The sequence below is a fragment of the Halomonas organivorans genome (assembly GCF_014192055.1).
GTDB lineage: Bacteria > Pseudomonadota > Gammaproteobacteria > Pseudomonadales > Halomonadaceae > Halomonas > Halomonas organivorans.
In genome coordinates this window covers 72,293-93,761 of sequence record NZ_JACHXM010000011.1, presented here as the reverse complement: position 1 = coordinate 93,761, position 21,469 = coordinate 72,293, and the positions used below count along the sequence as shown (strand labels likewise).

Sequence of the window (21,469 nt, the reverse complement as noted above, 5' to 3'; positions counted from 1 at the left end):
GCTGTCTCCGCTGTCTCCGCTGTCTCCGCTGTCTCCGCTGTCTCCGCTGTCTCCGCTGTCTCCGCTGTCTCCGCTGTCTCCGCTGTCTCCGCTGTCTCCGCTGTCTTCAGCATCCGATGGAGCACCTGGCGCCGCACTACTCACCGCTTGCGTGCGGTTAATGGCGACAAATGTCAGTGAATCGGGCTCCCCCCCCTGCGCCGTGGGGATCAGTTCCAGAGTCACCTTCATGCCATAGTCGCCCTCAGGGGCAACTCGAAATCCATTACCGGTCAGGCCGCTCACCACCTCCTGGGCGCCGGCTCCATCATCGTGATCGACCTTCAGGGAATAGCGGCCAGCCTCTCCACCGGACTGCTCACCGAGGCTATAGGTTGCCGCCAACATACCCGACACGCAGCCATCGCCATCCGGAAGACTCAGCGTCAGGCTATCTGATTCACCCTCGCCGTCGGCCGGCTCCGTCTCCTCCCAGCAGGCTCGCCTGATGTCGCGCATCAGGGTATCGACGGCGAAGTTCACCGCCGCCTGTTTCTCGCTGAGAGTTTCCACTTGACGATGCGTCTTGAAGACAGACAGCAACAGCTGGCCAGCCCCGAGGACGATGATCAGCCCCACCGCCAGGGCTACCATCAGCTCGACCAGCGAGAATCCTCTTTCACTCTTCACCACTGTCTCCTGGGAGCATCACGGCATAGGTAAACTCGGGTGCACCTCCACCAGCAAAACGGCCCTCCTCCCACGATACGGTAATACCATACTCACAAGTCCCTTCCAGGCTGACAGGCGTATGATTCAGGTCGGGAAGCAGACTCGACCACTGGTCGTCCCACTCACCTCCCTCCCCATTGACCGATTCAAGACCGGGGCACGCGAGCTCCTGCTGAGCTGCCCAATGCGCTGCCATCTCGGCCCATAGTCGCTCCTGTGCATCCTGTGCTGCCAGGCTGGCGATGGAGCGCTGATAAGCGGCATGGGCGCCCTGCAATGACTTGAGCTGCATGGCGGCGACGCCCAGCAGGCCGATGGAAAGGACCAGCAATGCGACCAGCGCCTCGACCAGGGTGAAGCCTTTCGCCTGACCAGACCTGGCACTCATGATGACGCGCCTCGACCCACTCGCCCCATCGCACTGACTTCAATCACTCGATCGCCAATGCGCGAATGTGTCAGGGTCAAACGACAGCCGGAAGCACAACTGGTGGCCTTTCCCAACGCATCGAACGTCACGGAAAAATCTTCGTCATCCAGTGATACCGTGCCTTCATCCGCGCGACGGACACGAACCGGGCTCTCCATGCCATCCACCTTCACCTGATATCCCCAAGGGGTTGAACTCGTCACATCGAATGTCACTTCCTGGCGTCGCTTGATCGCCTCGCTTCGGGCAACATTCAGCCCGACGAGCACATCGTTATAGCTTGCCATCAACCGATTATCGGCCATCATCCGCTGGAAGCTTGGTATCGACACGGATGCAAGAACAACCACTATGGCAACCGTCACCAGCAGTTCGAGTAACGTAACCCCGCGATTCTTCATGTTCACCAACACGAATCGTCGGGGCCTCTCTCGCCCCGTCCATCGAGGGTGATGTCTCCGGAACAGCCGTCGTCCCGACCGGTGGTCGCCTCGATCACATAGCCTACGTCCCCGTCTTCCGAGTAGCTGATCGTGTAAGCCCCATCGGGTGAGGTGCCAGTAATGGAGCATCCAGCGTAGCTATATTGCTCGGTGTAACATCGCTCGAGTTCCCCGGCGGCGATATTCAGTCCGGCATGGGCATCCGCCCGCAGCGAGCGCTCCACGTAGCGCGTATAACTGGGATAGGCGACCGCCGCCAGGATGGCGATGATCGCGAGCACGATCATCAGTTCGATCAACGTGAAGCCGGCCACCCCGAGCAGGGGGCGAGGCCTGCGGGTATCGGCATGTTTCAGGAGGCTCATCAGGCTCACTCGGTAAACCCTCCGACTGAGTTACATCATGTTTCAGTATGTCCCAAGACCGAGGGTTCCGACAGGACAAATGAGCCTCCATCGGATAGGCGATGCCCATCGAGACCGCCTCATGCGAAGACGCCGCCATCGCAGAGGCGATGGCGGCGTCACGGGGGAACTGCTGGCGAGGCAATCAGTCGCTGGCGATCACCCGCTCGCGCAACTCGCGCGGCATGGAAAAGGTGATGGTCTCCTCGCGGCCGGCTAGCTCCTCGGGCACCTCGGCCCCCAGGGCCTGAAGTCGCTCGATCACGCCCTGCACCAGCACCTCGGGGGCGCTGGCACCGGCGGTCACGCCGACGGCGGTCACGCCTTCGAGCCAGGCGGAGTCGATCTGCTCGGCGTTGTCGATCAGATAGGCCGTTGTGCCCACCCGCTCGGACAGCTCGCGCAGGCGGTTGGAGTTGGAACTGTTGGTGCTGCCCACCACCAGCAGCAGGTCGCAGCCTGCGGCCAGCTCACGCACCGCGTCCTGGCGATTCTGGGTCGCATAGCAGATATCGTCCTTGCGCGGCCCCTGGATCTCGGGGAACTTGTCGCGCAGGGCGTCGATCACCCGGGCGGTGTCATCCATCGAAAGCGTGGTCTGGGTGACGAAGGCCAGCTGACTCGGGTCCTGGACCTCGAGATTGGCCACGTCGTCCTCGTCCTCGACCAGGTAGATGCGCCCGCCGTGGGAGGTGTCGTAGCGCCCCATGGTGCCCTCCACCTCGGGATGGCCTTCATGGCCGATCAGGATGCACTCCTGGCCGCGCCGCGCATAGCGCAGCACCTCCATGTGCACCTTGGTGACCAGCGGACAGGTGGCATCGAAGACCTTGAGCCCACGCCGCTCGGCCTCCTCCTGCACGGCGCGGGACACGCCGTGGGCAGAGAAGATGACGATCACATCGTCGGGCACCTCGTCGAGTTCCTCGACGAACACCGCCCCGCGCTCGCGCAGGCTGTCGACCACGAAGCGGTTGTGCACGACTTCATGGCGCACGTAGATGGGCGGATCGAAGACGTCGAGGGCCCGGTTGACGATCTCGATGGCCCGGTCGACGCCGGCGCAGAAGCCGCGGGGATTGGCCAGCTTGATTTGCATGATTTGCCTTGCCTTGATGCGTCAGCATCGTTGAACTGCCGGGGTCAGCCCCCGGCCTTGTCACCATAAGCCGGGAAACGCTGAGTTCCGTCGCGAGCGAAGAGAGGCTGGCAGCCGCCGGAGCACAGTCACCGGAATGTAGCCTGCTACATGAGGATGACGACGGTCCGACGTTTCGGCACCGCCGAGTGCCAGGATATCGAGCGCAGCAGGAAGTCAGTGTTTTCCTAGTGGGTGGTGGCGGGCTTCACCTCCAGCACCTCGACCTCGAAGGTCAGGGTACGCCCCGCCAGGGGATGGTTGAAGTCCACTTCCACCCGCTGGTCATCGATGCTCTTGATCACGCCGGGCAGCTCGCCGCCGGCCGGGTCGGCGAAGGACATCACCATGCCCACCTCGGGCTCGTCGGATTCGAAGTCCTCGCGCTTGAGCACCTGGATGTTCTGGGGATTGTGCTGGCCGAAGCCGTGCTCGGGGGCGATCTCGAAGCTACCGGACTCGCCGGCGCCCATGCCCTTGAGCGGCTGCTCGAAGCCCGGCGGCAGGTTGCCGTCGCCCACCTGGAAGGTGGCCGGCGCCTTGTCGCGGGTGGAGTCCACCTGGGTGCCGTCCTCGAGCTTGAGGGTGAAGTGCAGGGTGACTTCCATGCCCTCGTCGATGCGCAGGCCTTGTGATTCGCTCATGGGTTCTCTCGAAGCTGTCGTGAAGGTCGCATGTCGCCTTGGAGGACGAAACGCGTACCGGGTTCCTCAAGACTGGTGCCGGGCGCGGCGTCGCTCGCCGATGGTCGACTCCCAGATCAACCCGATGGCGCCCAGGGTGATGCCGATGTCCGCGACGTTGAAGGCCGGGTAGTACCAGCCGGCGGCGTGGAAGGAGAGGAAATCCACCACGTAGCCGTGCACCAGGCGGTCATAGAGATTGCCCAGGGCCCCACCGATGACCAGCGCCAGCGAAGCCGCCAGCAGGGTCTCGCCCGCCTTCAGGCGCTTCATCCACAGCGTCAGGCCGATGCTTGCCGCCACCGCGATGGCGGCGAACAGCCAGCGCTGCCAGCCCGGGTGCTCGGCCAGGAAACTGAAGGCCGCGCCGGTATTGTGCAACAGCGTCAGGTTGAAGAACGGCAGCACCTCGAGCGGCCGGGCATAGCCCAGCGTCGCGGAGGCCAGGGCCTTGGTGCCGAGGTCCAGGGCGATCCAGGCCACGGCGAGCCACAGCCAGCGCAGCGGCTTGTGCATGGGCGCCGCCTGGGCGCCCTTGTGGATATCCGGCATGCTGCCCACCTCACGCATAGTGACGGGTCTCGCCGGGACCGTCCGGCAGGTTGCTCACGCAGCGACCGCAGAGATCTTCATGGCCCTCGTGGGACCCCACGTCCTCGCGATGATGCCAGCAGCGCTCGCACTTGGCATGCTCGCTGGCCGCCACGGCGACCTTGAGGCCCTCGAGCTCGGTCGCCTCGGCGCCCTCGCCCTGGGCCAGCGGCTTCAGCGTCACCGCGCTGGTCAGCATCACGAAGCGCAGCTCGTCGCCCAGCTTGTCGAGGGTCGCCCACAAGGCGTCGTCGACGTAGAGGGTGACCTCGGCGGCCAGGCTGCCCTTGATGGTCTTGGCGTTGCGCGCGTCTTCCAGACGCTTGTTGACGGCCTGCTTGATCTCCAGCACCCGCTCCCAGAACTCGCGGCCCATCTCGGCGTCATCGGCCAGGGTGTCGAGCCCGGCGTAGTACTCCTCGAGCAGCACGCTCTCACCGCGCTTGCCGGGGATGTGCTCGAAGATTTCCTCGGCGGTGAAGGAGAGAATCGGCGCGATCCAGCGGACCAGCGCCTGGACGACGTGATAGAGCGCAGTCTGGGCACTGCGCCGGGCCACCGAGTCGGCCTGGGTGGTGTACTGGCGGTCCTTGATCACGTCCAGGTAGAAGCCGCCGAGCTCGCGAGCGCAGAAGCCATGCACCTGCTGATACACGTCGAGGAAGCGGTACTCCTCATAGGCAGTCTGGATGCGCGCCTGCAGCTGGGCGGCGCGGTCCACCACCCACTGGTCCAGGGCCAGCATGTCGCCGAAGGCCAGGGCATCCTTCGCCGGGTCGAAGCCGTTGAGGTTGGCAAGCAGGAAGCGCGAGGTGTTGCGGATCCTGCGGTAGACGTCCGCGGTGCGCTTGAGGATCTCGTCCGAGACCGCCATTTCGCCGCCGTAGTCGGTGGACGCCACCCACAGGCGCAGGATATCGGCTCCCAGCTTGTCCATCACCTCCTGGGGCGCCACCACGTTGCCCATCGACTTGGACATCTTTCGGCCGTGGGCGTCCACGGTGAAGCCATGGGTCAGCAGGCCACGGTAGGGCGGATGACCGTCCATGGCGCAGCCGGTCAGCAGCGAGGAGTGGAACCAGCCGCGATGCTGGTCCGAGCCTTCCAGGTAGAGGTCGGCGCGTGGGCCCTGCTCGTGGCCATGGGGATGCGAGCCGCGCAGCACGTGGCGATGGGTGGTGCCGGAGTCGAACCACACGTCCAGGGTATCGGTGACCTTGTCGTAGTCGGCAGCCTCGTCGCCCAGCAGCTCGGCGGCCTCCAGCCGGAACCAGGCGTCGATTCCCTCACGCTCGACGCGGCCGGCGACCTCCTCCATCAGCGCGACGGTGCGCGGGTGCAGCTCGCCGCTCTGCTTGTGCAGGAAGAACGGGATCGGCACGCCCCAGTTGCGCTGGCGAGAGATGCACCAGTCGGGGCGGTTGGCGATCATGGCGTGCAGGCGCGCCTTGCCCCAGGCCGGGGTGAAGGCGGTGGCTTCGATGCCTTCCAATGCCTTGTCGCGCAGGGTGCGGCCATCCTGACCGGGCAGGTCCATGCCCACGAACCACTGGGCGGTGGCGCGATAGATCACCGGCGTCTTGTGGCGCCAGCAGTGCATGTAGCTGTGCTTGATGGTCTTGTGGGCCATCAGTGCGCCGACATCGCTGAGCTTGGCGACGATATGCGGGTTGGCCTTCCAGATCAGCTGACCGCCGAAGAACGGCAGGTCATCGACGTAGACGCCGTCGCCCTTGACCACGCTGATGAAGTCACTGAAGTCCATGCCGTAGCGGCGGCAGGACTCGAAGTCGTCCACGCCGTGCACCGGGGCCGAGTGGACGATACCGGTGCTGCCCTCGTCGATGGCCACGTAGTCGGCCAGGTAGATCGGCGCGCGGCGCTCGTAGAAGGGATGATCGAACTCGATCAGCTCCAGACGCTCGCCGGTGGCGGTGGCGATGATCTCGCCCTCCAGCTCGAAGCGCTCGAGGCAGGACTCCACCAGTTCCTCGGCCAGCAGCAGCAGGCGCTCCCCGGTATCGACCAGCGCGTAGGTGAACTCGGGATGGACGTTGAGCGCCTGGTTGGCGGGAATGGTCCAGGGCGTGGTGGTCCAGATCACCACCGCGGCCGGCTTGGGCAGCGCCTCGAGGCCGAAGGCCGCGGCCAGCTTGTCGTCCTGGGCGCAGGGGAAGGCCACGTCGATGGCGTCCGACTGCTTGTCGGCGTACTCCACCTCGGCCTCGGCCAGCGCCGAGCCACAGTCGAAGCACCAGTTGACCGGCTTCAGCCCCTTGAACACGTAGCCGCCCTCGACCATCTCGGCCAGGGCACGGATCTCGCCGGCCTCGTTGGCAAAGTCCATGGAGCGGTAGGGATTGTCCCAGTCGCCGATCACGCCCAGGCGCACGAAATCGGACAGCTGCCCCTGGATCTGCTCGGCGGCGTACTCGCGGCACAGCTCACGCGCCTTCGCCGGTGCCAGGTGCTTGCCGTGGGTGGTCTCGACCTTGTGCTCGATGGGCAGGCCGTGACAGTCCCAGCCCGGCACGTAGGGCGCGTCGAAGCCGGCCAGGTTCTTCGACTTGACGATGATGTCCTTGAGGATCTTGTTGACGGCGTGACCGATGTGAATGCTGCCGTTGGCGTAGGGAGGGCCATCGTGAAGCACGAACGCCTCGCGGCCACGGCGCGCCTCGCGCAGGCGGTGATAGAGGTCCAGCTCCTGCCACTGGGCCACCCGGGCGGGCTCGCGCTTGGGTAGCATGCCGCGCATCGGGAAGTCGGTTTCTGGCAGATTCAGAGTGTGCTTGTAGTCGCTCATATCCTGGGGGTCAGCCGTCGTCGTGGTCGGCGGGCCGGCCCGCCGAGGAATCGAAAGTCACGGCCTCGCGCGCCAAAGGCGCCGATGCCAGAGGAAGAGGGTCGTCCGCCGCGGCGAAGAAACGCCGCGCGCGCGCCTGGTCAAGGCCGATCTGCGTCTTGAGGGCATCCAGGCCATCGAATTTCATCTCGCCGCGCAGCTTGGCGCAGGGCACCACGCTCAGTGTCTGGCCGTATAGGTCGCCGTCGAAATCGAACAGGTGCACTTCGAGTACCGGCTGATGGCTGCCGACAGTGGGACGCCAGCCGACATTGGCCACGCCTTCGAGGCGCTGGCCGTCGGGCAACTCGGCGACCACCGCATAGACGCCCTGCAGGGCCAGGGCCCTGGCCGGCTGCGGCAAGTTGGCGGTAGGCACCCCAATGGTTCGGCCAAGCTGGCGGTCGCGCACCACCCGGCCTCCGAACCGGTAGGGCCGGCCCAACAGGCGAGCGGCCTGGGCAAAGTTCCCGCAGGCCAGCAGGGTGCGCACCCGCGAACTGGAGACCCGTTCGCCGTCGAGCAGGAAGGTGCGAGTGTGCTCCACGCCGAAGCCCTGCTCGCCGCCGACCGCTTCCAGCAGCGCGAAGTCGCCGCGGCGGTCGCAGCCGAAGCGGAAGTCGTCGCCCACCACCAGGTGACGCACGCCGAGGCCGTCGACCAGCACCCGCTCGATGAAGGCGCGTGCGGTCAGGGAGCGCAGCGTCTCGTTGAACGGCAGGCAGAGCACCCTGTCGGCTCCGTGGGCGGCCAGCAAATCGACCTTGTCACGCAGCCGCGTCAGGCGCGGCGGCGCCTGATCGCCGGCAAAGAACTCACGCGGCTGCGGTTCGAAGACCACCACCGTGACCGGCAGGCCAAGCGCCCGAGCCCGCTCGCGCAGCTGATCGAGGATCGCCTGATGACCGCGGTGCACGCCATCGAAGTTGCCGATGGTGGCCACGCAGCCCCGGTGCTCGTCGCGCAGGTTGTGCAGTCCTCGTATCACTTGCATGGGCGTCTTCGCGCTGTGAGTGAAAGGCAACGATTATAACGAACCGACGGCCCCTTGACAGCCGGCACGGCTTGGTCATCGGCGTGCGGCATGGCCATCAGCCACTCATCCGGAAGTGGTGCGGCCGCACCCCAAGGACCGCCAGCCAGGCGAAATAGACCCCCGCCCCGGCCACCACCAGCCCCGCCAGCCAACCGACACGCATCGCCAGCGACCAGTCGAGCCAGGCGTGCCACTCCGGGGCCAGCCAGACCAGGCCCAGCCCCATCAGCGTGCAGCCGCCGAGCAGCTGTACGGCATAGCGGCCCCAGCCCGGCTGGAAGTGCAGCACCCCCTGGCGGCGCAGCAGGTACCCCAGCAGGCCGGCGTTGAGGAAAGCCGAGAGCGACGTCGCCAGCGCCAGGCCGGCGTGGGCCAGCGGCCATACCAGCAGCAGGTTGAAGACCATGTTGGCGGCCATGGCCACGATTCCTACCTTGACCGGCGTCCTGGTGTCCTGGCGAGCGAAGAAGCCCGGCGCCAGCACCTTGATCAGCATGAAAGCCACCAGCCCAAGCGCATAGGCCCGCAGGCTCATGGCGGCCATGACGATATCGTGATCGGTCATCGCGCCATAGTGGAACAGCGTGATCAGCAGCGGCTCGGCCAGCACCGCCAATGCCAGCGCCGCCGGCAGGCCGAGCAGCAGCACGGCGCGAATCGCCCAGTCGAGCATGCGCGCGAAATGCTCGCCGGACTGCTCGGCATGGCGCTTGGAGAGCGCCGGCAGGATCACCGTGCCGATGGCGATGCCGAACACCCCTAGCGGTAACTCCACCAGACGATCGGAATAGTACAGCCAGGAGACGCTGCCGGCGGCCAGCAACGAGGCCAGCACCGTGTCCAGCAGCAGGTTGACCTGGGACACCGAGACCCCGAACAGCGCCGGCGCCATCAGCTTGAGGATGCGTCGCACGCCCTCGTGGGCGAAGCGAGGCCAAGGCTTGGGCATCAGGCCCAGGCGCGCCAGGAAGGGGACCTGGAAGAGCAGCTGGGCGGCACCGGCGATCAACACGCCCCAGGCAAGCGCCAGGGCCGGCTCGCTGACCAGCGGCGTCAGGCCGAGCGCGGCGCCGATCAACGCCAGGTTGAGCAGCACCGGGGTAAAGGCCGGCACGGCGAAACGGTTCCAGGTATTGAGCACGCTGCCGGCGAAGGCGGTCAGCGAGATCAGCAGCAGGTAGGGAAACGTCAGCCGCAGCATGTCGGCGGTGAGCGCCAGCTTGGTCGGGTCGCGGCCGAAGCCGGGGGCGAACACCCACACAAGCCAAGGGGCAGCCAGCATGGCCAGCGCCGTCAGCAGCAGCAGCACGGCGGCCAGGCTGCCGGCCACCGCATCGAGCAGCTCGCGCACCTCCTCGCGGGTCCGCTGCGTCGCATACTCCGACAGCACCGGCACGAAGGCTTGGTTGAACGCCCCCTCGGCGAACAGCCGGCGCAGGAAGTTGGGCACCTTGAAGGCGACGAAGAAGGCATCCGCGCCCTGCCCCGCCCCGAACAGCGCGGCGATCACCACGTCGCGGGCCAGGCCCAGCACCCGAGAGAGCATGGTCATGGCGCTGACCACCAGCCCCGAGCGCAGCAGTCCACCGCCCTTGGGCGCGGGAGGGGAATCGGTGGCGGGCTGGGGATTGGTATCGGTCACGTGGCGCTCCCTTGCCGGGCAAAGTCATACCGGGAAACATCGGGCACAAAAAAACCGGCCGAAGCCGGTTTTTCGTTGGCGCGCCCGCATCCGCGGGCCACCAGAGGCGTCCGGCGTGCTTACGCGGCCAGGGCCTTGATACGCTTGTTCAGGCGGCTCTTGAGGCGTGCGGCCTTCTTCTTGGACAGCACGTCCTTGTCGGCGATGCGGTCGATGACCGGCTGGGCCGCCTTGAAGGCATCCATGGCCTTGGCGTGGTCGCCGCCATTGATGGCCTTGATGACGTTCTTGACGTAGGTGCGAACCATGCTGCGCTGGCTCGCCTTCAGAACACGACGGCCTTCTGCCTGACGGGCGCGCTTGCGGGCTTGCTTGCTGTTAGCCACTGACTGTCTCCTTGGAGAAAGTTGTCACCGCCTGCTAAGGCGGTTTTGATAACGTTTTGATCCAACAGGGAAATTCAGAACTTCCCCGTTGGTTTGGCCATCCGGCCGACCGCGCATCGTGGCGCAGTCGCTACGGGCCGTGTCTGAGAGGATGGCGCATCCTATCACAAGGCGACACCGCGTGCCAGCCTTGTCAAGGCGGAGCGCCCCGCCACGCCTGACCAAGAGGCTGACGATTTACGTCATGAGCGAAGAGAGGCTGGCCGTCGCCGGAACACAGTCACAGCAGTTTACGAGACAAGTCAATGAGGATGACGCCCGGGCTGGCGCACCAGGACCGCCGGCGGCCAGGATCCCTAGATTCGTTCCCGACGAATCTATGCACTTCCCACTTCCTTGCGGGTCGTCGAGCGCAATAGAAAATCGGCGCCTCCTAGAGCACCACCAGGTTGTCGCGGTGGATGAGCTCCGGCGCTTCCATGTAGCCGAGGATCGCCTCGATACGGTGACTCGGCTGACCGAGCAGGCGCCTCGCCTCGTCGGCACCGTAGTTGACCAGCCCCTTGGCGACCCGCTGCCCGGCCTCGTCGACACACAGCACCATGTCGCCGCGCACGAAATCGCCAGCCAGCGCCTTGACGCCCACCGGCAGCAGACTGGAGCCGCTGCCGCGCAGCACCTTCACCGCCCCCGCGTCGAGGGTCAGGGTGCCGCGCACCTGGAGCTGGCCAGCCAGCCAGCGCTTGCGCGCCGCGATAGGGGCCCGCTCGGGAGTGAGCAGAGTCCCCAGACGCTCGCCGTCGACCAGCCGGGTAAGCACCTCGGGCTGACGCCCGCTGGCGATCACGGTGACCGCGCCCGAGCGAGCCGCCAGGCGCGCGGCGCGCACCTTGGTGGTCATGCCGCCGCGGCCCAGGACGCCGCCACCGCCGGCCACCGCCGCCAGGCGAGGATCATCGGCCCGGCCCTCGGCAATCAGCCGGGCGCCCGCGTCATGGCGTGGGTCGGCGTCGAACAACCCCTCCTGGTCGGTGAGGATGACCAGGGCATCGGCCTCGAGCAGATTGGCCACCAGGGCGCCCAGGGTGTCGTTGTCGCCGAAGCGGATCTCGTCGGTCACGACGGTATCGTTCTCGTTGACCACCGGCACCACTCGCAGATCGACCAGGGTCCGCAGCGCCGAGCGGGCGTTGAGATAGCGCTTGCGATTGGACAGATCGTCGTGGGTCAGCAGCACCTGGGCGGTCGTCAGCCCGTGGCGCGCGAAGTGCCCTTCGTAGCACTCGGTGAGGCCGTTCTGCCCTACCGCGGCAGCGGCCTGCAAGGCATGCACGGCCGAGGGCCTCGCCTGCCAACCCAGACGCACCATGCCCGCGGCCACCGCGCCGGAAGACACCAGCACCACCTCGATGCCACGCCGGTGCAAAGCGGCGATCTGATCGACCCAGCCCCCGATGGAGGCTTCATCGAGACCGCGGCCATCGTTGGTCAGCAGGGCACTGCCGATCTTCACCACCACCCGCCGCATGCCCTTCAGGGCCTCGCGGCCGGGCACCTGCTCGTTATTCTCCATTCCTTCCTCGGCTCAATGCGACCCAGCCGCCCCGGGCTCACGGAGCGTATTCGACCTCGACATCATAATCATCGTCGTCGAAGTCGTCGTCATCCTCGTCATCACGCCTGCGCTTGCGACCCAGCCGCGCCTCGGTACGGGCAACGGCCTCGTCCTCCATGCGCCGGCGCATCTCGCGCTCGTGCTCGGCAACCTCCTCATCCTCGTGCTCCAGCCGGCGCTGCTCGGTGATCCAGCGATGGGCGGCCTGCACCAGCGCATCCGTGCCGTCGCCGCTGATCGCCGAGACGCGGAACACCGGCCCCTCCCAGCCCAGGCGACGCACGATCTCGTCGGCCACCGCCTCGCGCTCCTCGGCCGGCAGCAGGTCGAGCTTGTTGAGCACCAGCCAGCGCGGCAGCTCGGCCAGGGTCGGCGAGAACTCGCCGAGCTCGTGGGCGATGGCCTCGGCGGACGCCACCGGGTCGGACTCGTCGAAGGGCGCCACGTCGACCACGTGGAACAGCAGCCGGGTGCGGGTCAGGTGCTTGAGGAAGCGCAGCCCCAGGCCCGCGCCGTCCGAGGCCCCTTCGATCAGCCCGGGGATGTCGGCCATCACGAAGTGCTCGTGCTGGCCGAGCTTCACTACGCCAAGGTTCGGCACCAGGGTAGTGAAGGGATAGTTGGCCACCTTGGGCTTGGCCGCGGACACCGAGCGGATCAGCGTCGACTTGCCGGCATTGGGCAGCCCCAGCAGGCCGACGTCGGCCATCACCTTCATCTCCAGGCGCAGGTTGCGCCGCTCGCCCTCGGTGCCCGGCGTGGTACGCCGCGGCGCGCGATTGGTGGACGACTTGAAGTGAATGTTGCCGAGCCCGCGACGACCGCCCTGGGCCACCGTCACCACCTGGCCGATCTCGGTGACGTCGGCGATCACCTCCAGGGTGTCCTCGTCGATCACCGTGGTGCCCACCGGAACCTTGACGTGCAGGTCTTCGCCGGCGCGCCCGCTCATCTGCCGGCCCTGCCCGGGCTGGCCGTTCTGGGCCTTGTAGAAGCGCTGGTACTTGAAGTCGATGAGGGTATTGAGGGCATCGTCACCGATCAGGTGGACGCTGCCACCATGCCCCCCATCGCCCCCGTCGGGGCCACCCTTGGGCACGTACTTCTCGCGGCGGAAGCTCAGGCAACCGTTGCCGCCCTTGCCGGCCTCCACGATGATCGAGGCTTCGTCGACGAACTGCATCTGTCATTCTCCCGGCGGTGCATACCGCCATGATACAAGAAGGCCCCGCCATGGCGGGGCCTTCTCGCTACAGGTTCGGGCGGTCTCAGGCGGAGACGACGCTCACGAACTTGCGATTCTTCGGACCCTTGGTCTCGAACTTGACCACGCCTTCGTCCAGGGCGAACAGGGTGTGGTCCTTGCCAATGCCCACGCCGGTACCGGCATGGAACTTGGTGCCGCGCTGGCGGACGATGATGTTGCCCGGGGTCACGGCTTGACCGCCGAACAGCTTCACGCCGAGGCGCTTGGATTCGGAATCGCGGCCGTTACGCGTGGAGCCCGCTGCCTTCTTATGAGCCATTGCAAATACCTCGCTCGTTCAGGGGAACTGTCGCTTACGCGGAGATCCCGGTGATCTTGACTTCGGTGAACCACTGACGGTGGCCCTGACGCTTCATGCTGTGCTTGCGGCGACGGAACTTGATGATCCGCACCTTTTCGCCGCGGCCATGGGCGACGACTTCGGCGGACACCTTGGCACCATCGACAGTCGGAGCGCCGACCTTGACGTCGTCGTCGTTGCCTACCAGCAGGACTTCATCGAACTCGATGCTGTCGCCGGTCGGCACTTCCAGCTTCTCGAGCTTGAGAGTCTGGCCTTCCTGAACGCGGTACTGCTTGCCACCGCTCTTGATTACTGCGTACATGCTTGTCTCTCCGGTACTCATCGGGGTTGGCTCTTCATCGACCTGCTTCGAGTGGCGCCCCTTCCGGCAACCATCTGACAGGGAGCGAGATGAGTGGGCCGCGGATTATAACCGCGCGCGCTGGGAACTACAACCGGCCCATCCGCTTGATCGCTCCGCTTCGAACCAGCTCCGCGCCACGGGCCGCGCGCGCCTTGACGCCCCAAGGGGGGGCCCATAGCATGGCCGACAATCCCAGGCCGGCCAGGGCATCGAGAACCGGATGCCGCATGCCGCCCCCACCACTTCGTCGATGCCACCTTCATGCCAACCACCCCTTCGTCGCCACAGCTCGACAACGCCGTTCCGAATTCGCCCATCCACGCCGTCGTCGCCGAGGACTTCGCCGCCGTCAACCGCACCATCCTGGCGCAGCTGGCCTCGCGGGTGCCGCTGGTGGAGACCATCGGGCAATACATCATCGAAAGCGGCGGCAAGCGCCTGCGGCCGCTGCTGGTGCTGCTGGCCGCTCGCTCACTCGGCTACGACGGCGAGCGCCACGTGACCCTGGCCACGCTGATCGAGTTCATGCACACCTCGACCCTGCTCCACGACGACGTGGTCGACGAATCCCACATGCGGCGCGGCAAGGCCACGGCCAACGACGCCTGGGGCAATGCCCCTTCGGTGCTGGTCGGCGACTTCCTCTATTCGCGCTCCTTCCAGATGATGGTCGACGTGGGCTCCATGCGAATCATGGAAGTGCTGTCCGCCGCCACCTGCACCATCGCCGAAGGCGAAGTCCAGCAGCTCACCAACGTCGGCAACCCCGACGTGGACGAGGCCGCCTACTTCGAGACCATCCAGGGCAAGACCGCCATGCTGTTCGAGGCGGCCTCCCACAGCGGCGCCATCCTCGCCGACGCGACCCCGGAGCAGGAAGCCGCACTGCGCGACTACGGCCGCTACCTGGGCCTGGCCTTCCAACTGGTCGATGACCTGCTCGACTACCAGGGCGACGCCGAGGCCATGGGCAAGAACGTCGGCGACGACCTCGCCGAAGGCAAGCCGACCCTGCCGCTGATCCAGGCCATGGCCGCCGGCACCCCCGAGCAGGCCAAGGCCGTTCGCCAGGCCATTCGCCAGGGCGGCCTGGAGCGTCTCGACGAAGTGCTGGCTATCGTCGACGAGACCGGTGCGCTGGAATACACCCGCGCCAAGGCCGAGGAGATGTCCGCCAAGGCCCTGGCCCAGTTGGACGCCCTGCCCGAATCAGAGTACCGCGACAGCATGGCCGCACTGGCCCGCCTGGCGGTGGAGCGTCGCAACTGATTTCAGCACTGGATGGGCCGAGGGGCTTGCGTCCGGCGTTCGATTACGTATAATGCCCATCCGTCGCCGCACAGACGACGACATCGGAGTATAGCTCAGCTTGGTAGAGCGCTGCCTTCGGGAGGCAGAGGTCGTAGGTTCGAATCCTGCTACTCCGACCACAGAATTCCGTAAAAACGGCCACTTAGCTCATAGAGCGGTGGCCGTTTTTGGTTGGTGACTCAACCCCTTCCTTCACCCCCGCGTCACCTTCACCGCCGTCCCGGTGGCGACCAGGAACAGCATCGACTTGCCGCCGCCGGAGATCTCGCTGTAGTCGAGATCCACGCCGATCACCGCGTTGGCGCCCAGCGCCTCGGCCTCCCGGCGCAGCTCGTCCAGGCAGGCGATGCGGGCGTCGCGCAGGGCGTCCTGGGAGGACTTGTTGCGGCCGCCGAAGAAGTCGCGCAGCCCGGCGAACATGTCCTTGAAGACGTTCATGCCGAACACGCACTCGGCCGAGACGATGTCGAGATGCTCGGTGACGCGGTAGCCCTCCAGGTGCGAGGCGGTGGTCAAAAGCAGGCGATCGGACATGGACGTTCCCTCTGGTCGGCGATGGCGTCGGCCGGCGCATGCGCCGGCAAGATTCCCAAGATAAGCGCCTCTTCACGCCCCGCGCAACGCCGGACGCTCCACGCTCTCAGGCATCGCGCCCGATGCGCAGGCCGTGCCGGCGAAGCTTGCGCACCACGCTGGGCTGGCTGATGCCGAGCCGATCGGCAAGCGCATAGGTGGAAGGCAGCTCCGCGCACAGCTCGGACAGGATGGCCCGCTCGGTGCGCGCCAGCGCCGCCTTGAGCGATTCCCCCTCCTCCAGCCCCGCGGACGCCTCGCCGCCGGTCGCAGCCTGCTGCTGCGACGGAATCACCGGCCCCGGGCGGGATCCCGCCGGCGCGGGCTCGCCGCGGATGACATCGTCGCCGGCGGATAGCCAGGCCCGCTCCAGCCAGTTCTCCAGCTCGCGCACGTTGCCCGGCCAGTCTCGGCCCATCAGTTCCTGCCAGACGTCGTGACCCATCAGCTTGTCGCGGCCGTAGCGGGCATTGAGGCGCTTGAGCTGACGCTCGACCAGCCCGGGGATGTCCTCGCGGCGCTCGCGCAGCGGCGGCAGGGTGACGGGAATGACGTTGAGGCGATAATAGAGGTCGAGCCGGAAGCGCCCTTCCTCGACGCCGCGGGCCAGGTCCTGGTTGGTGGCCACCACCAGGCGAAAGTCGACCCGCCGGGGCCGGGTATCGCCCAGCCGGGTCACGCTGCCGTCCTGGATCACCTTGAGCAGCTTGGTCTGCATCGCCAGCGGCAGCTCGCCGATCTCGTCGAGGAACAGGGTGCCGCCCTCGGCCTGCTCCAGCAGCCCCGCCTTGCCGCCCGGCGCCGCACCGCTGAAGGCGCCGTGCCGATAGCCGAACATCTCCGACTCGAACAGGCTCTCCGGGATGGCGCCGCAGTTGACGTCGATGAACGGGCCCTCGCGACGAGCGCTCCAGCGATGCAGCTGGCGGGCGAAGGCGGTCTTGCCGACGCCCGATTCGCCGAGCATCAGCACCGTGGCATCGGTCGGCGCCACGCGCTTGAGCAGCATGGCCACCTCGCGCATTACCCCGCTGCGCACCTCCAGCTCGCCAAGCTCGGCCTCGAGGCCGGCCTCCTCGGCGCCGCCGCCGCGCCGCAGATGCTCGCTGAAGCGTCGTTGCAGCAGCGCATATTCCTCCTGCAGCAGCTGCAGGTCGGTCAGGTCCATGGAGCGGCTGACCACCGCCGCCAGCCGCCCGGCCTGGAACACCGGATGCGCCTGGGCGACCACCCGTCGTCCCGTGCCGGTCACCTGCATCAGCTGGGCGGGCCGTCCGGTGCGAATGACCTCCAGGCTGATCGACGGCTTGAGCACTCCCTGGGCCTCGAGCTGCTGGACGGTGGTGCGACACAGGTCTTCCCGGGACATGCCGTAGACCGCCGCCGCCCCGGGGCTGACGTCGCGCACCCGGCCGTCGGCGTCGACCACGAAGAAGTGATCGTGGGCGGTCTCGATGATGGTCTGCAGGATACGGCTGTCGAGCTCGCTCATGGGGCCTCGTTTCGATGCAGAATTGAATCACGATTCATTATCGTATCATTCGACGCCTTCCGATGATTCACCAATGCATCGATTGAGAAAAAAGGCTCAGTATATCAACGCATTAAAATTGGCACGCTTTATGCTTTTACAGCAGCAGGACAATCCACAACGCGGAGCCAGACAGATGAGCGACTTCAACCAGCCCCTCGGCGGCAACGAAATGCCGCGCTTCGGCGGACCGGCTACCATGATGCGCCTGCCCACCCAGGACAACGCGGCAGGCCTCGATGCCGCCTTCATCGGCGTGCCCATGGACATCGGCACCTCCAACCGTCCCGGCACTCGGCTGGGCCCGCGCCAGATCCGCGACGAGTCGCGCATGCTGCGCCCCTACAACATGGCTACCCGCGCCGCGCCCTTCGACAGCCTGCAGGTGGCCGACATCGGCGACGTGCCGATCAACACCTTCAACCTGCCCAAGAACCTCGACATCATCACCGATTTCTACGACGAGGTGCTGTCCCACGACTGCGTGCCGCTGACGCTGGGTGGCGATCACACCCTGACCTGGCCGCTGCTGCGCGCCATCGCCAAGAAGCACGGCCCGGTCGGGGTGATCCATGTCGACGCCCACGCCGACGTCAACGAGCACATGTTCGGCGAGGAAGTCGCCCATGGCTGCCCCTTCCGTCGCGCCCAGGAAGAGGGGCTGCTGGACAGCAAGCGCGTGGTGCAGATCGGCCTGCGCGGCACCGGCTATGCCGCCGACGACTTCGACTGGTGCCGCGAGCAGGGCTTCCGCGTGGTCACCGCCGAGGAGTGCTGGTACAAGTCGCTCGAACCGCTGATGGCCGAGGTGCGCGAGCAGATGGGCGACGGCCCGGTGTACATCTCCTTCGATATCGACGGCCTCGACCCCTCGGTCGCCCCCGGCACCGGCACCGTCGAGATGGGCGGCCTCACCGCCCAGCAGGGCCTGGAGATCGTGCGCGGCGCGGCCGGCCTCAATGTGGTCGGCGGCGACCTGGTCGAGGTCTCCCCGCCCTACGACACCAGCGGCAATACCGCACTGATGGGCGCCACCCTGCTCTACGAGATGCTCTGCGTGCTGCCCGGCGTCAAGCGTCGCGACTGACCGCCGCCCACCCGGCCCGGCAGCGCCGGGCCACACCCATTACAAGACCAACAGGGAAATCCCATGGCTGACTCCTTCGACACGACCCTCGCCACCCGCGCCGAATCGCTGAGCCTCAGCGGCCTGCTGAAGTTCCTGATTCCCTCGCTGCTCGGCATCGGCCTGTTCCTGGTGCCGTTCTCCACCGGCGACACCATCAACATCGGCATGGGGCTGATGGCCGACGGCCTCAAGGCACTGCTCGGCGACGCCCTGCCGACCATCGCCACGGTGGTGCTGTGCCTGTCCATCGTGCTGACGCTGACGGTCAAGCTCGTTCGCCCGGCCTGGGCCAGCGAGGGCGCCATGCACGAGCTATTCGACGTGGCGCCGCTGTGGGTGGTGATGCGCGCCCTGGGCGCGGCGTTCGCGCTGATGACCTACTTCCAGGTCGGCCCGCAGGCGGTCACCGCCTCCTTCACCGGCGGCGTGATGCTCAACGACCTGGCGCCGGTACTGCTGACCTTCTTCTTCTTTGCCGCCATCCTGCTGCCCTTCCTGGTCGACTTCGGCTTCATGGAGTTCATCGGCAGCCTGGTGCGCACGCCCTTCCGCAAGATCTTCGGGCTGCCGGGCCGCAGCGCCATCGATGCCACCGCCTCCTGGATGGGCTCCGGCACCGTGGGCGTACTGATCACCACCCAGCAGTACGAGCAGGGCTACTACAACTGCCGAGAGGCCTCGGCGATCGCCACCAACTTTTCCATCGTCTCGATCGCCTTCGCCCTGCTGGTGACCAGCTTCATCGGCATCAACCACCTGTTCGTGCCCTTCTACCTGACCGTGGTCGTGGCCGGCCTGGTGGCGGCGGTGATCGTGCCGCGTCTGCCGCCGCTGTCGCGCAAGCCGAACACCTACTACGAGCCGGTGGGCTGCCGGATCGCCGAGGAGAATACCGGCGACCAGAACCTGCTGCGCTACAGCCTGGGCATGGCGGTGGCCCGCGCCGAGACCGCCCCGGGGCCGCTGAAACTGGCCCGAATCGCGCTGTTCAACGTCGCCGACATCTTCCTCGGCCTGCTGCCGCTGGTGATTGCCATCGGCACCGTGGCGCTGATGCTCGCCGAGTTCACACCGCTGTTCACCTGGCTGTCCTATCCGATGGTGCCGGTGCTGGAGTGGATGCGTATTCCCGAGGCCGAGGCCGCTGCCCCCGCGACTCTGGTGGGCTTCGCCGACATGTTCCTGCCGGCGGTACTGGCCAGCGACATCGAGAGCGAGCTGACGCGCTTCGTGATCGCCTGCCTGTCGCTGACCCAGTTGATCTACATGTCCGAGATCGGCGCCCTGCTACTCAAGTCGAAGATTCCGCTCAAGCTGTGGGAACTGATCGTCATCTTCCTGCTGCGCACCGCCATCACCCTGCCGATCATCGTGGTCATGGGCCACTGGCTGGTCGGCTGAGGCGATGCCCATGAATCCCGAGAGCCTGAACCCTGAGAGAGAAACGTTCATGACCTGTGCCGAACTGCTGATCCGCCTGCTTCGCGATACCTATGGCGTGGATACCGTGTTCGGGATCCCCGGTGTGCATACCGTCGAACTCTACCGCGGACTGAGCGGTGAGAAGAACGATGGAGAGAGCGGCGGCATCCGCCACGTTACCCCGCGCCACGAGCAGGGCGCCGGCTTCATGGCCGACGGCTACGCCCGGGCCACCGGCAAGCCCGGGGTCTGCTTCATCATCACCGGGCCCGGCATGACCAATATCGCCACCGCCATGGGCCAGGCGCTGGCCGACTCGGTGCCGATGCTGGTGATCTCCAGCGTCAATCGCCGCGACACCCTGGGCCGCGGGCAGGGCCGGCTGCATGAACTGCCCAGCCAGCAGCAGCTGATCGCCGGGGTCGCCCGCTTCAGCCACACCCTGCTCGACCCGGATGGCCTGCCCGAGGCGCTGGCCCGGGCCTTCGCGGTGTTCGAAGGCGCGCGGCCGGGGCCTGTGCATCTCGAGATTCCCATCGACCTGTTCGATGCCCCCATCACGCCGCCTCGCGCTTGGCAGCGTCGGCGGCTCTCGCCTGCCGCACCGTCACCGGCCGCCATCGAGCAAGCCGCCGGCTGGCTGGCGGGCGCCTCGCATCCGCTGGTGCTGCTCGGCGGCGGCTGCGCGGATGCCCCCGAGGCCGCCCGGTCGCTGGTCGAGGCCCTCGATGCGCCGGTGGTCACCACCATCAACGCCAAGGGCCTGCTCGGCCGCGACCATCCGCTGGACCTGGGCGCCAACGCCTCATTGCCCGCAGTGCGCGAGCTGGCCCGCGACGCCGACGTGGTACTGGCCATCGGCACCGAGCTCGGCGAGACCGACTACGACGTGGTGTTCGACGACGGCTTCACTCTCGGGGGACGCCTGATTCGCATCGACGTCGATCCCCAGCAGTTGGCTCGCAACCGCCACGCCGACCTGGCCCTGGTGGCCGACGCAGGCCTGGCCCTGGAGGCCCTGGCGGCACACTTCGCCGGCCCCCATCGCGCCCGGGGCGGCGTCGCCCGAGCCCAGGCAACGCGGGAGGCCCTGGCGCTCGCCCGGGATCCCGCCTTCGCGACCTATGTGCCGCTGTTCGACACCCTGCGCGAGGTCCTGCCCGAGGCGATCCTGGTCGGCGACTCCTGCGCCACCACCTACGCCGCCAACCACCTGGTCGCCCAGCCGGCGCCGCGGCGCTTCTTCAACGCCTCCACCGGCTATGGCACCCTCGGCTACGGCCTGCCGGCCGCCATGGGCGCGAGCCTTGCCCGGCCCGATCTGCCGGTGGTGGCGCTGGTCGGCGACGGCGGCGTGATGTTCACCCTGCCGGAGCTGGCCTGCGCGGTGGAGGAACGCCTGCCTGTGGTGATCCTGCTGTGGCACAACCAGGGCTATGAGGAGATCCGCCGCTTCATGGACGACGCCGGGGTCACCCGTCTCGGCGTCGACATCCAGGCGCCGGACTTCCTGACCGTGGCCCACGGCTTCGGCTGCCTTGCCACCCGCGTCGCCACCCCCGCCGAGCTGGCCCACGCCCTGGCCACCCGGCCCAGCGACGGCCCCCTGCTGATCGAGGTCGACGCCGCGACCTGGGCCGACGCCGTCGCCCCCGCCTGACCCCG

21 protein-coding genes and 1 tRNA gene are annotated in these 21,469 nt (G+C 66.9%); 5 read left to right on the top strand and 17 right to left on the bottom strand.

Features of this window, described 5'->3' with window-relative positions; translation table 11 throughout:
• The 15 genes from FHR96_RS12585 to rplU form a co-directional block, all read right to left on the bottom strand.
• Positions 1-669 (bottom strand): PilW family protein (locus FHR96_RS12585; RefSeq protein ID WP_221195802.1); only part of this gene is annotated, 669 nt, incomplete at its 3' end.
• Entirely contained in the window at positions 659-1,099 is a 441-nt protein-coding gene (gene pilV, locus FHR96_RS12580) for a type IV pilus modification protein PilV (RefSeq protein WP_183388036.1), read from the bottom strand. The genes pilV and FHR96_RS12585, both read right to left, overlap by 11 nt.
• The gene (locus tag FHR96_RS12575; protein WP_246392928.1) at positions 1,096-1,542 is read right to left on the bottom strand and encodes a GspH/FimT family pseudopilin; all 447 of its coding nucleotides are present in this window, start codon (positions 1,540-1,542) and stop codon (positions 1,096-1,098) included. The genes pilV and FHR96_RS12575 overlap by 4 nt, the downstream gene beginning before the upstream one ends.
• Positions 1,543-1,544: 2 nt before the next feature.
• Positions 1,545-1,949 (bottom strand): type IV pilin protein, encoded by a 405-nt coding sequence (locus FHR96_RS22600; RefSeq protein ID WP_183388049.1) that lies wholly within the window; start codon positions 1,947-1,949, stop codon positions 1,545-1,547.
• A gap of 184 nt (positions 1,950-2,133) precedes the next feature.
• A complete protein-coding gene (ispH, locus tag FHR96_RS12565) occupies positions 2,134-3,087 on the bottom strand; it encodes a 4-hydroxy-3-methylbut-2-enyl diphosphate reductase (protein ID WP_183388034.1) in 954 nt (317 codons plus the stop codon).
• 227 nt (positions 3,088-3,314) lie between these two features.
• Positions 3,315-3,770 carry an FKBP-type peptidyl-prolyl cis-trans isomerase gene (gene fkpB, locus FHR96_RS12560; RefSeq protein WP_183388033.1) on the bottom strand — a complete coding sequence of 152 codons (456 nt, stop codon included), beginning with the start codon at positions 3,768-3,770 and terminating at the stop codon, positions 3,315-3,317.
• A 66-nt stretch (positions 3,771-3,836) separates the two neighbouring features.
• Positions 3,837-4,361 (bottom strand): signal peptidase II, encoded by a 525-nt coding sequence (lspA, locus tag FHR96_RS12555; RefSeq protein ID WP_183388032.1) that lies wholly within the window; start codon positions 4,359-4,361, stop codon positions 3,837-3,839.
• A gap of 10 nt (positions 4,362-4,371) precedes the next feature.
• Positions 4,372-7,206 (bottom strand): isoleucine--tRNA ligase, encoded by a 2,835-nt coding sequence (gene ileS / locus FHR96_RS12550; RefSeq protein WP_183388031.1) that lies wholly within the window; start codon positions 7,204-7,206, stop codon positions 4,372-4,374.
• A 10-nt stretch (positions 7,207-7,216) separates the two neighbouring features.
• Entirely contained in the window at positions 7,217-8,239 is a 1,023-nt protein-coding gene (gene ribF, locus FHR96_RS12545; RefSeq protein WP_183388030.1) for a bifunctional riboflavin kinase/FAD synthetase, read from the bottom strand.
• Positions 8,240-8,336: 97 nt separating this feature from the next.
• A complete protein-coding gene (gene murJ, locus FHR96_RS12540; RefSeq protein WP_343066367.1) occupies positions 8,337-9,923 on the bottom strand; it encodes a murein biosynthesis integral membrane protein MurJ in 1,587 nt (528 codons plus the stop codon).
• A gap of 119 nt (positions 9,924-10,042) precedes the next feature.
• The gene (gene rpsT, locus FHR96_RS12535; RefSeq protein WP_183388029.1) at positions 10,043-10,309 is read right to left on the bottom strand and encodes a 30S ribosomal protein S20; all 267 of its coding nucleotides are present in this window, start codon (positions 10,307-10,309) and stop codon (positions 10,043-10,045) included.
• Positions 10,310-10,742: 433 nt separating this feature from the next.
• Positions 10,743-11,882, bottom strand: coding sequence for a glutamate 5-kinase (proB, locus tag FHR96_RS12530; protein ID WP_183388028.1), 1,140 nt, complete (start codon positions 11,880-11,882; stop codon positions 10,743-10,745).
• 37 nt (positions 11,883-11,919) lie between these two features.
• A complete protein-coding gene (gene cgtA, locus FHR96_RS12525) occupies positions 11,920-13,107 on the bottom strand; it encodes an Obg family GTPase CgtA (RefSeq protein ID WP_183388027.1) in 1,188 nt (395 codons plus the stop codon).
• An 85-nt stretch (positions 13,108-13,192) separates the two neighbouring features.
• Positions 13,193-13,450: a 50S ribosomal protein L27 gene (gene rpmA, locus FHR96_RS12520; RefSeq protein WP_097790539.1), complete on the bottom strand. Its 258-nt coding sequence runs from the start codon at positions 13,448-13,450 to the stop codon at positions 13,193-13,195.
• Between the two features lie 34 nt (positions 13,451-13,484).
• A complete protein-coding gene (gene rplU, locus FHR96_RS12515; protein ID WP_183388026.1) occupies positions 13,485-13,796 on the bottom strand; it encodes a 50S ribosomal protein L21 in 312 nt (103 codons plus the stop codon).
• Between the two features lie 303 nt (positions 13,797-14,099).
• Here rplU and ispB point away from each other — a divergent pair, with 303 nt between their 5' ends.
• Positions 14,100-15,107 carry an octaprenyl diphosphate synthase gene (gene ispB / locus FHR96_RS12510; RefSeq protein WP_183388025.1) on the top strand — a complete coding sequence of 336 codons (1,008 nt, stop codon included), beginning with the start codon at positions 14,100-14,102 and terminating at the stop codon, positions 15,105-15,107.
• Positions 15,108-15,191: 84 nt separating this feature from the next.
• Positions 15,192-15,268 (top strand) — tRNA-Pro (locus FHR96_RS12505).
• A gap of 73 nt (positions 15,269-15,341) precedes the next feature.
• On the opposite strand, the gene FHR96_RS12500 is transcribed toward FHR96_RS12505, so the two are convergent.
• Together FHR96_RS12500 and FHR96_RS12495 are read right to left on the bottom strand one after the other, a co-directional pair.
• Positions 15,342-15,683, bottom strand: coding sequence for a YbjQ family protein (locus FHR96_RS12500; protein WP_183388024.1), 342 nt, complete (start codon positions 15,681-15,683; stop codon positions 15,342-15,344).
• A 106-nt stretch (positions 15,684-15,789) separates the two neighbouring features.
• Complete coding sequence (locus tag FHR96_RS12495) at positions 15,790-17,214, bottom strand: sigma-54 interaction domain-containing protein (RefSeq protein ID WP_183388023.1); 1,425 nt, start codon at positions 17,212-17,214, stop codon at positions 15,790-15,792.
• Between the two features lie 175 nt (positions 17,215-17,389).
• Here FHR96_RS12495 and speB point away from each other — a divergent pair, with 175 nt between their 5' ends.
• The 3 genes from speB (at position 17,390) to FHR96_RS12480 (ending at position 21,464) form a co-directional block, all read left to right on the top strand.
• Complete coding sequence (speB, locus tag FHR96_RS12490) at positions 17,390-18,340, top strand: agmatinase (RefSeq protein ID WP_183388022.1); 951 nt, start codon at positions 17,390-17,392, stop codon at positions 18,338-18,340.
• A 63-nt stretch (positions 18,341-18,403) separates the two neighbouring features.
• Positions 18,404-19,783, top strand: coding sequence for a YjiH family protein (locus FHR96_RS12485; RefSeq protein WP_183388021.1), 1,380 nt, complete (start codon positions 18,404-18,406; stop codon positions 19,781-19,783).
• A 10-nt stretch (positions 19,784-19,793) separates the two neighbouring features.
• Positions 19,794-21,464, top strand: coding sequence for a 5-guanidino-2-oxopentanoate decarboxylase (locus FHR96_RS12480; protein WP_246392921.1), 1,671 nt, complete (start codon positions 19,794-19,796; stop codon positions 21,462-21,464).
• Positions 21,465-21,469: the final 5 nt, after the last annotated feature.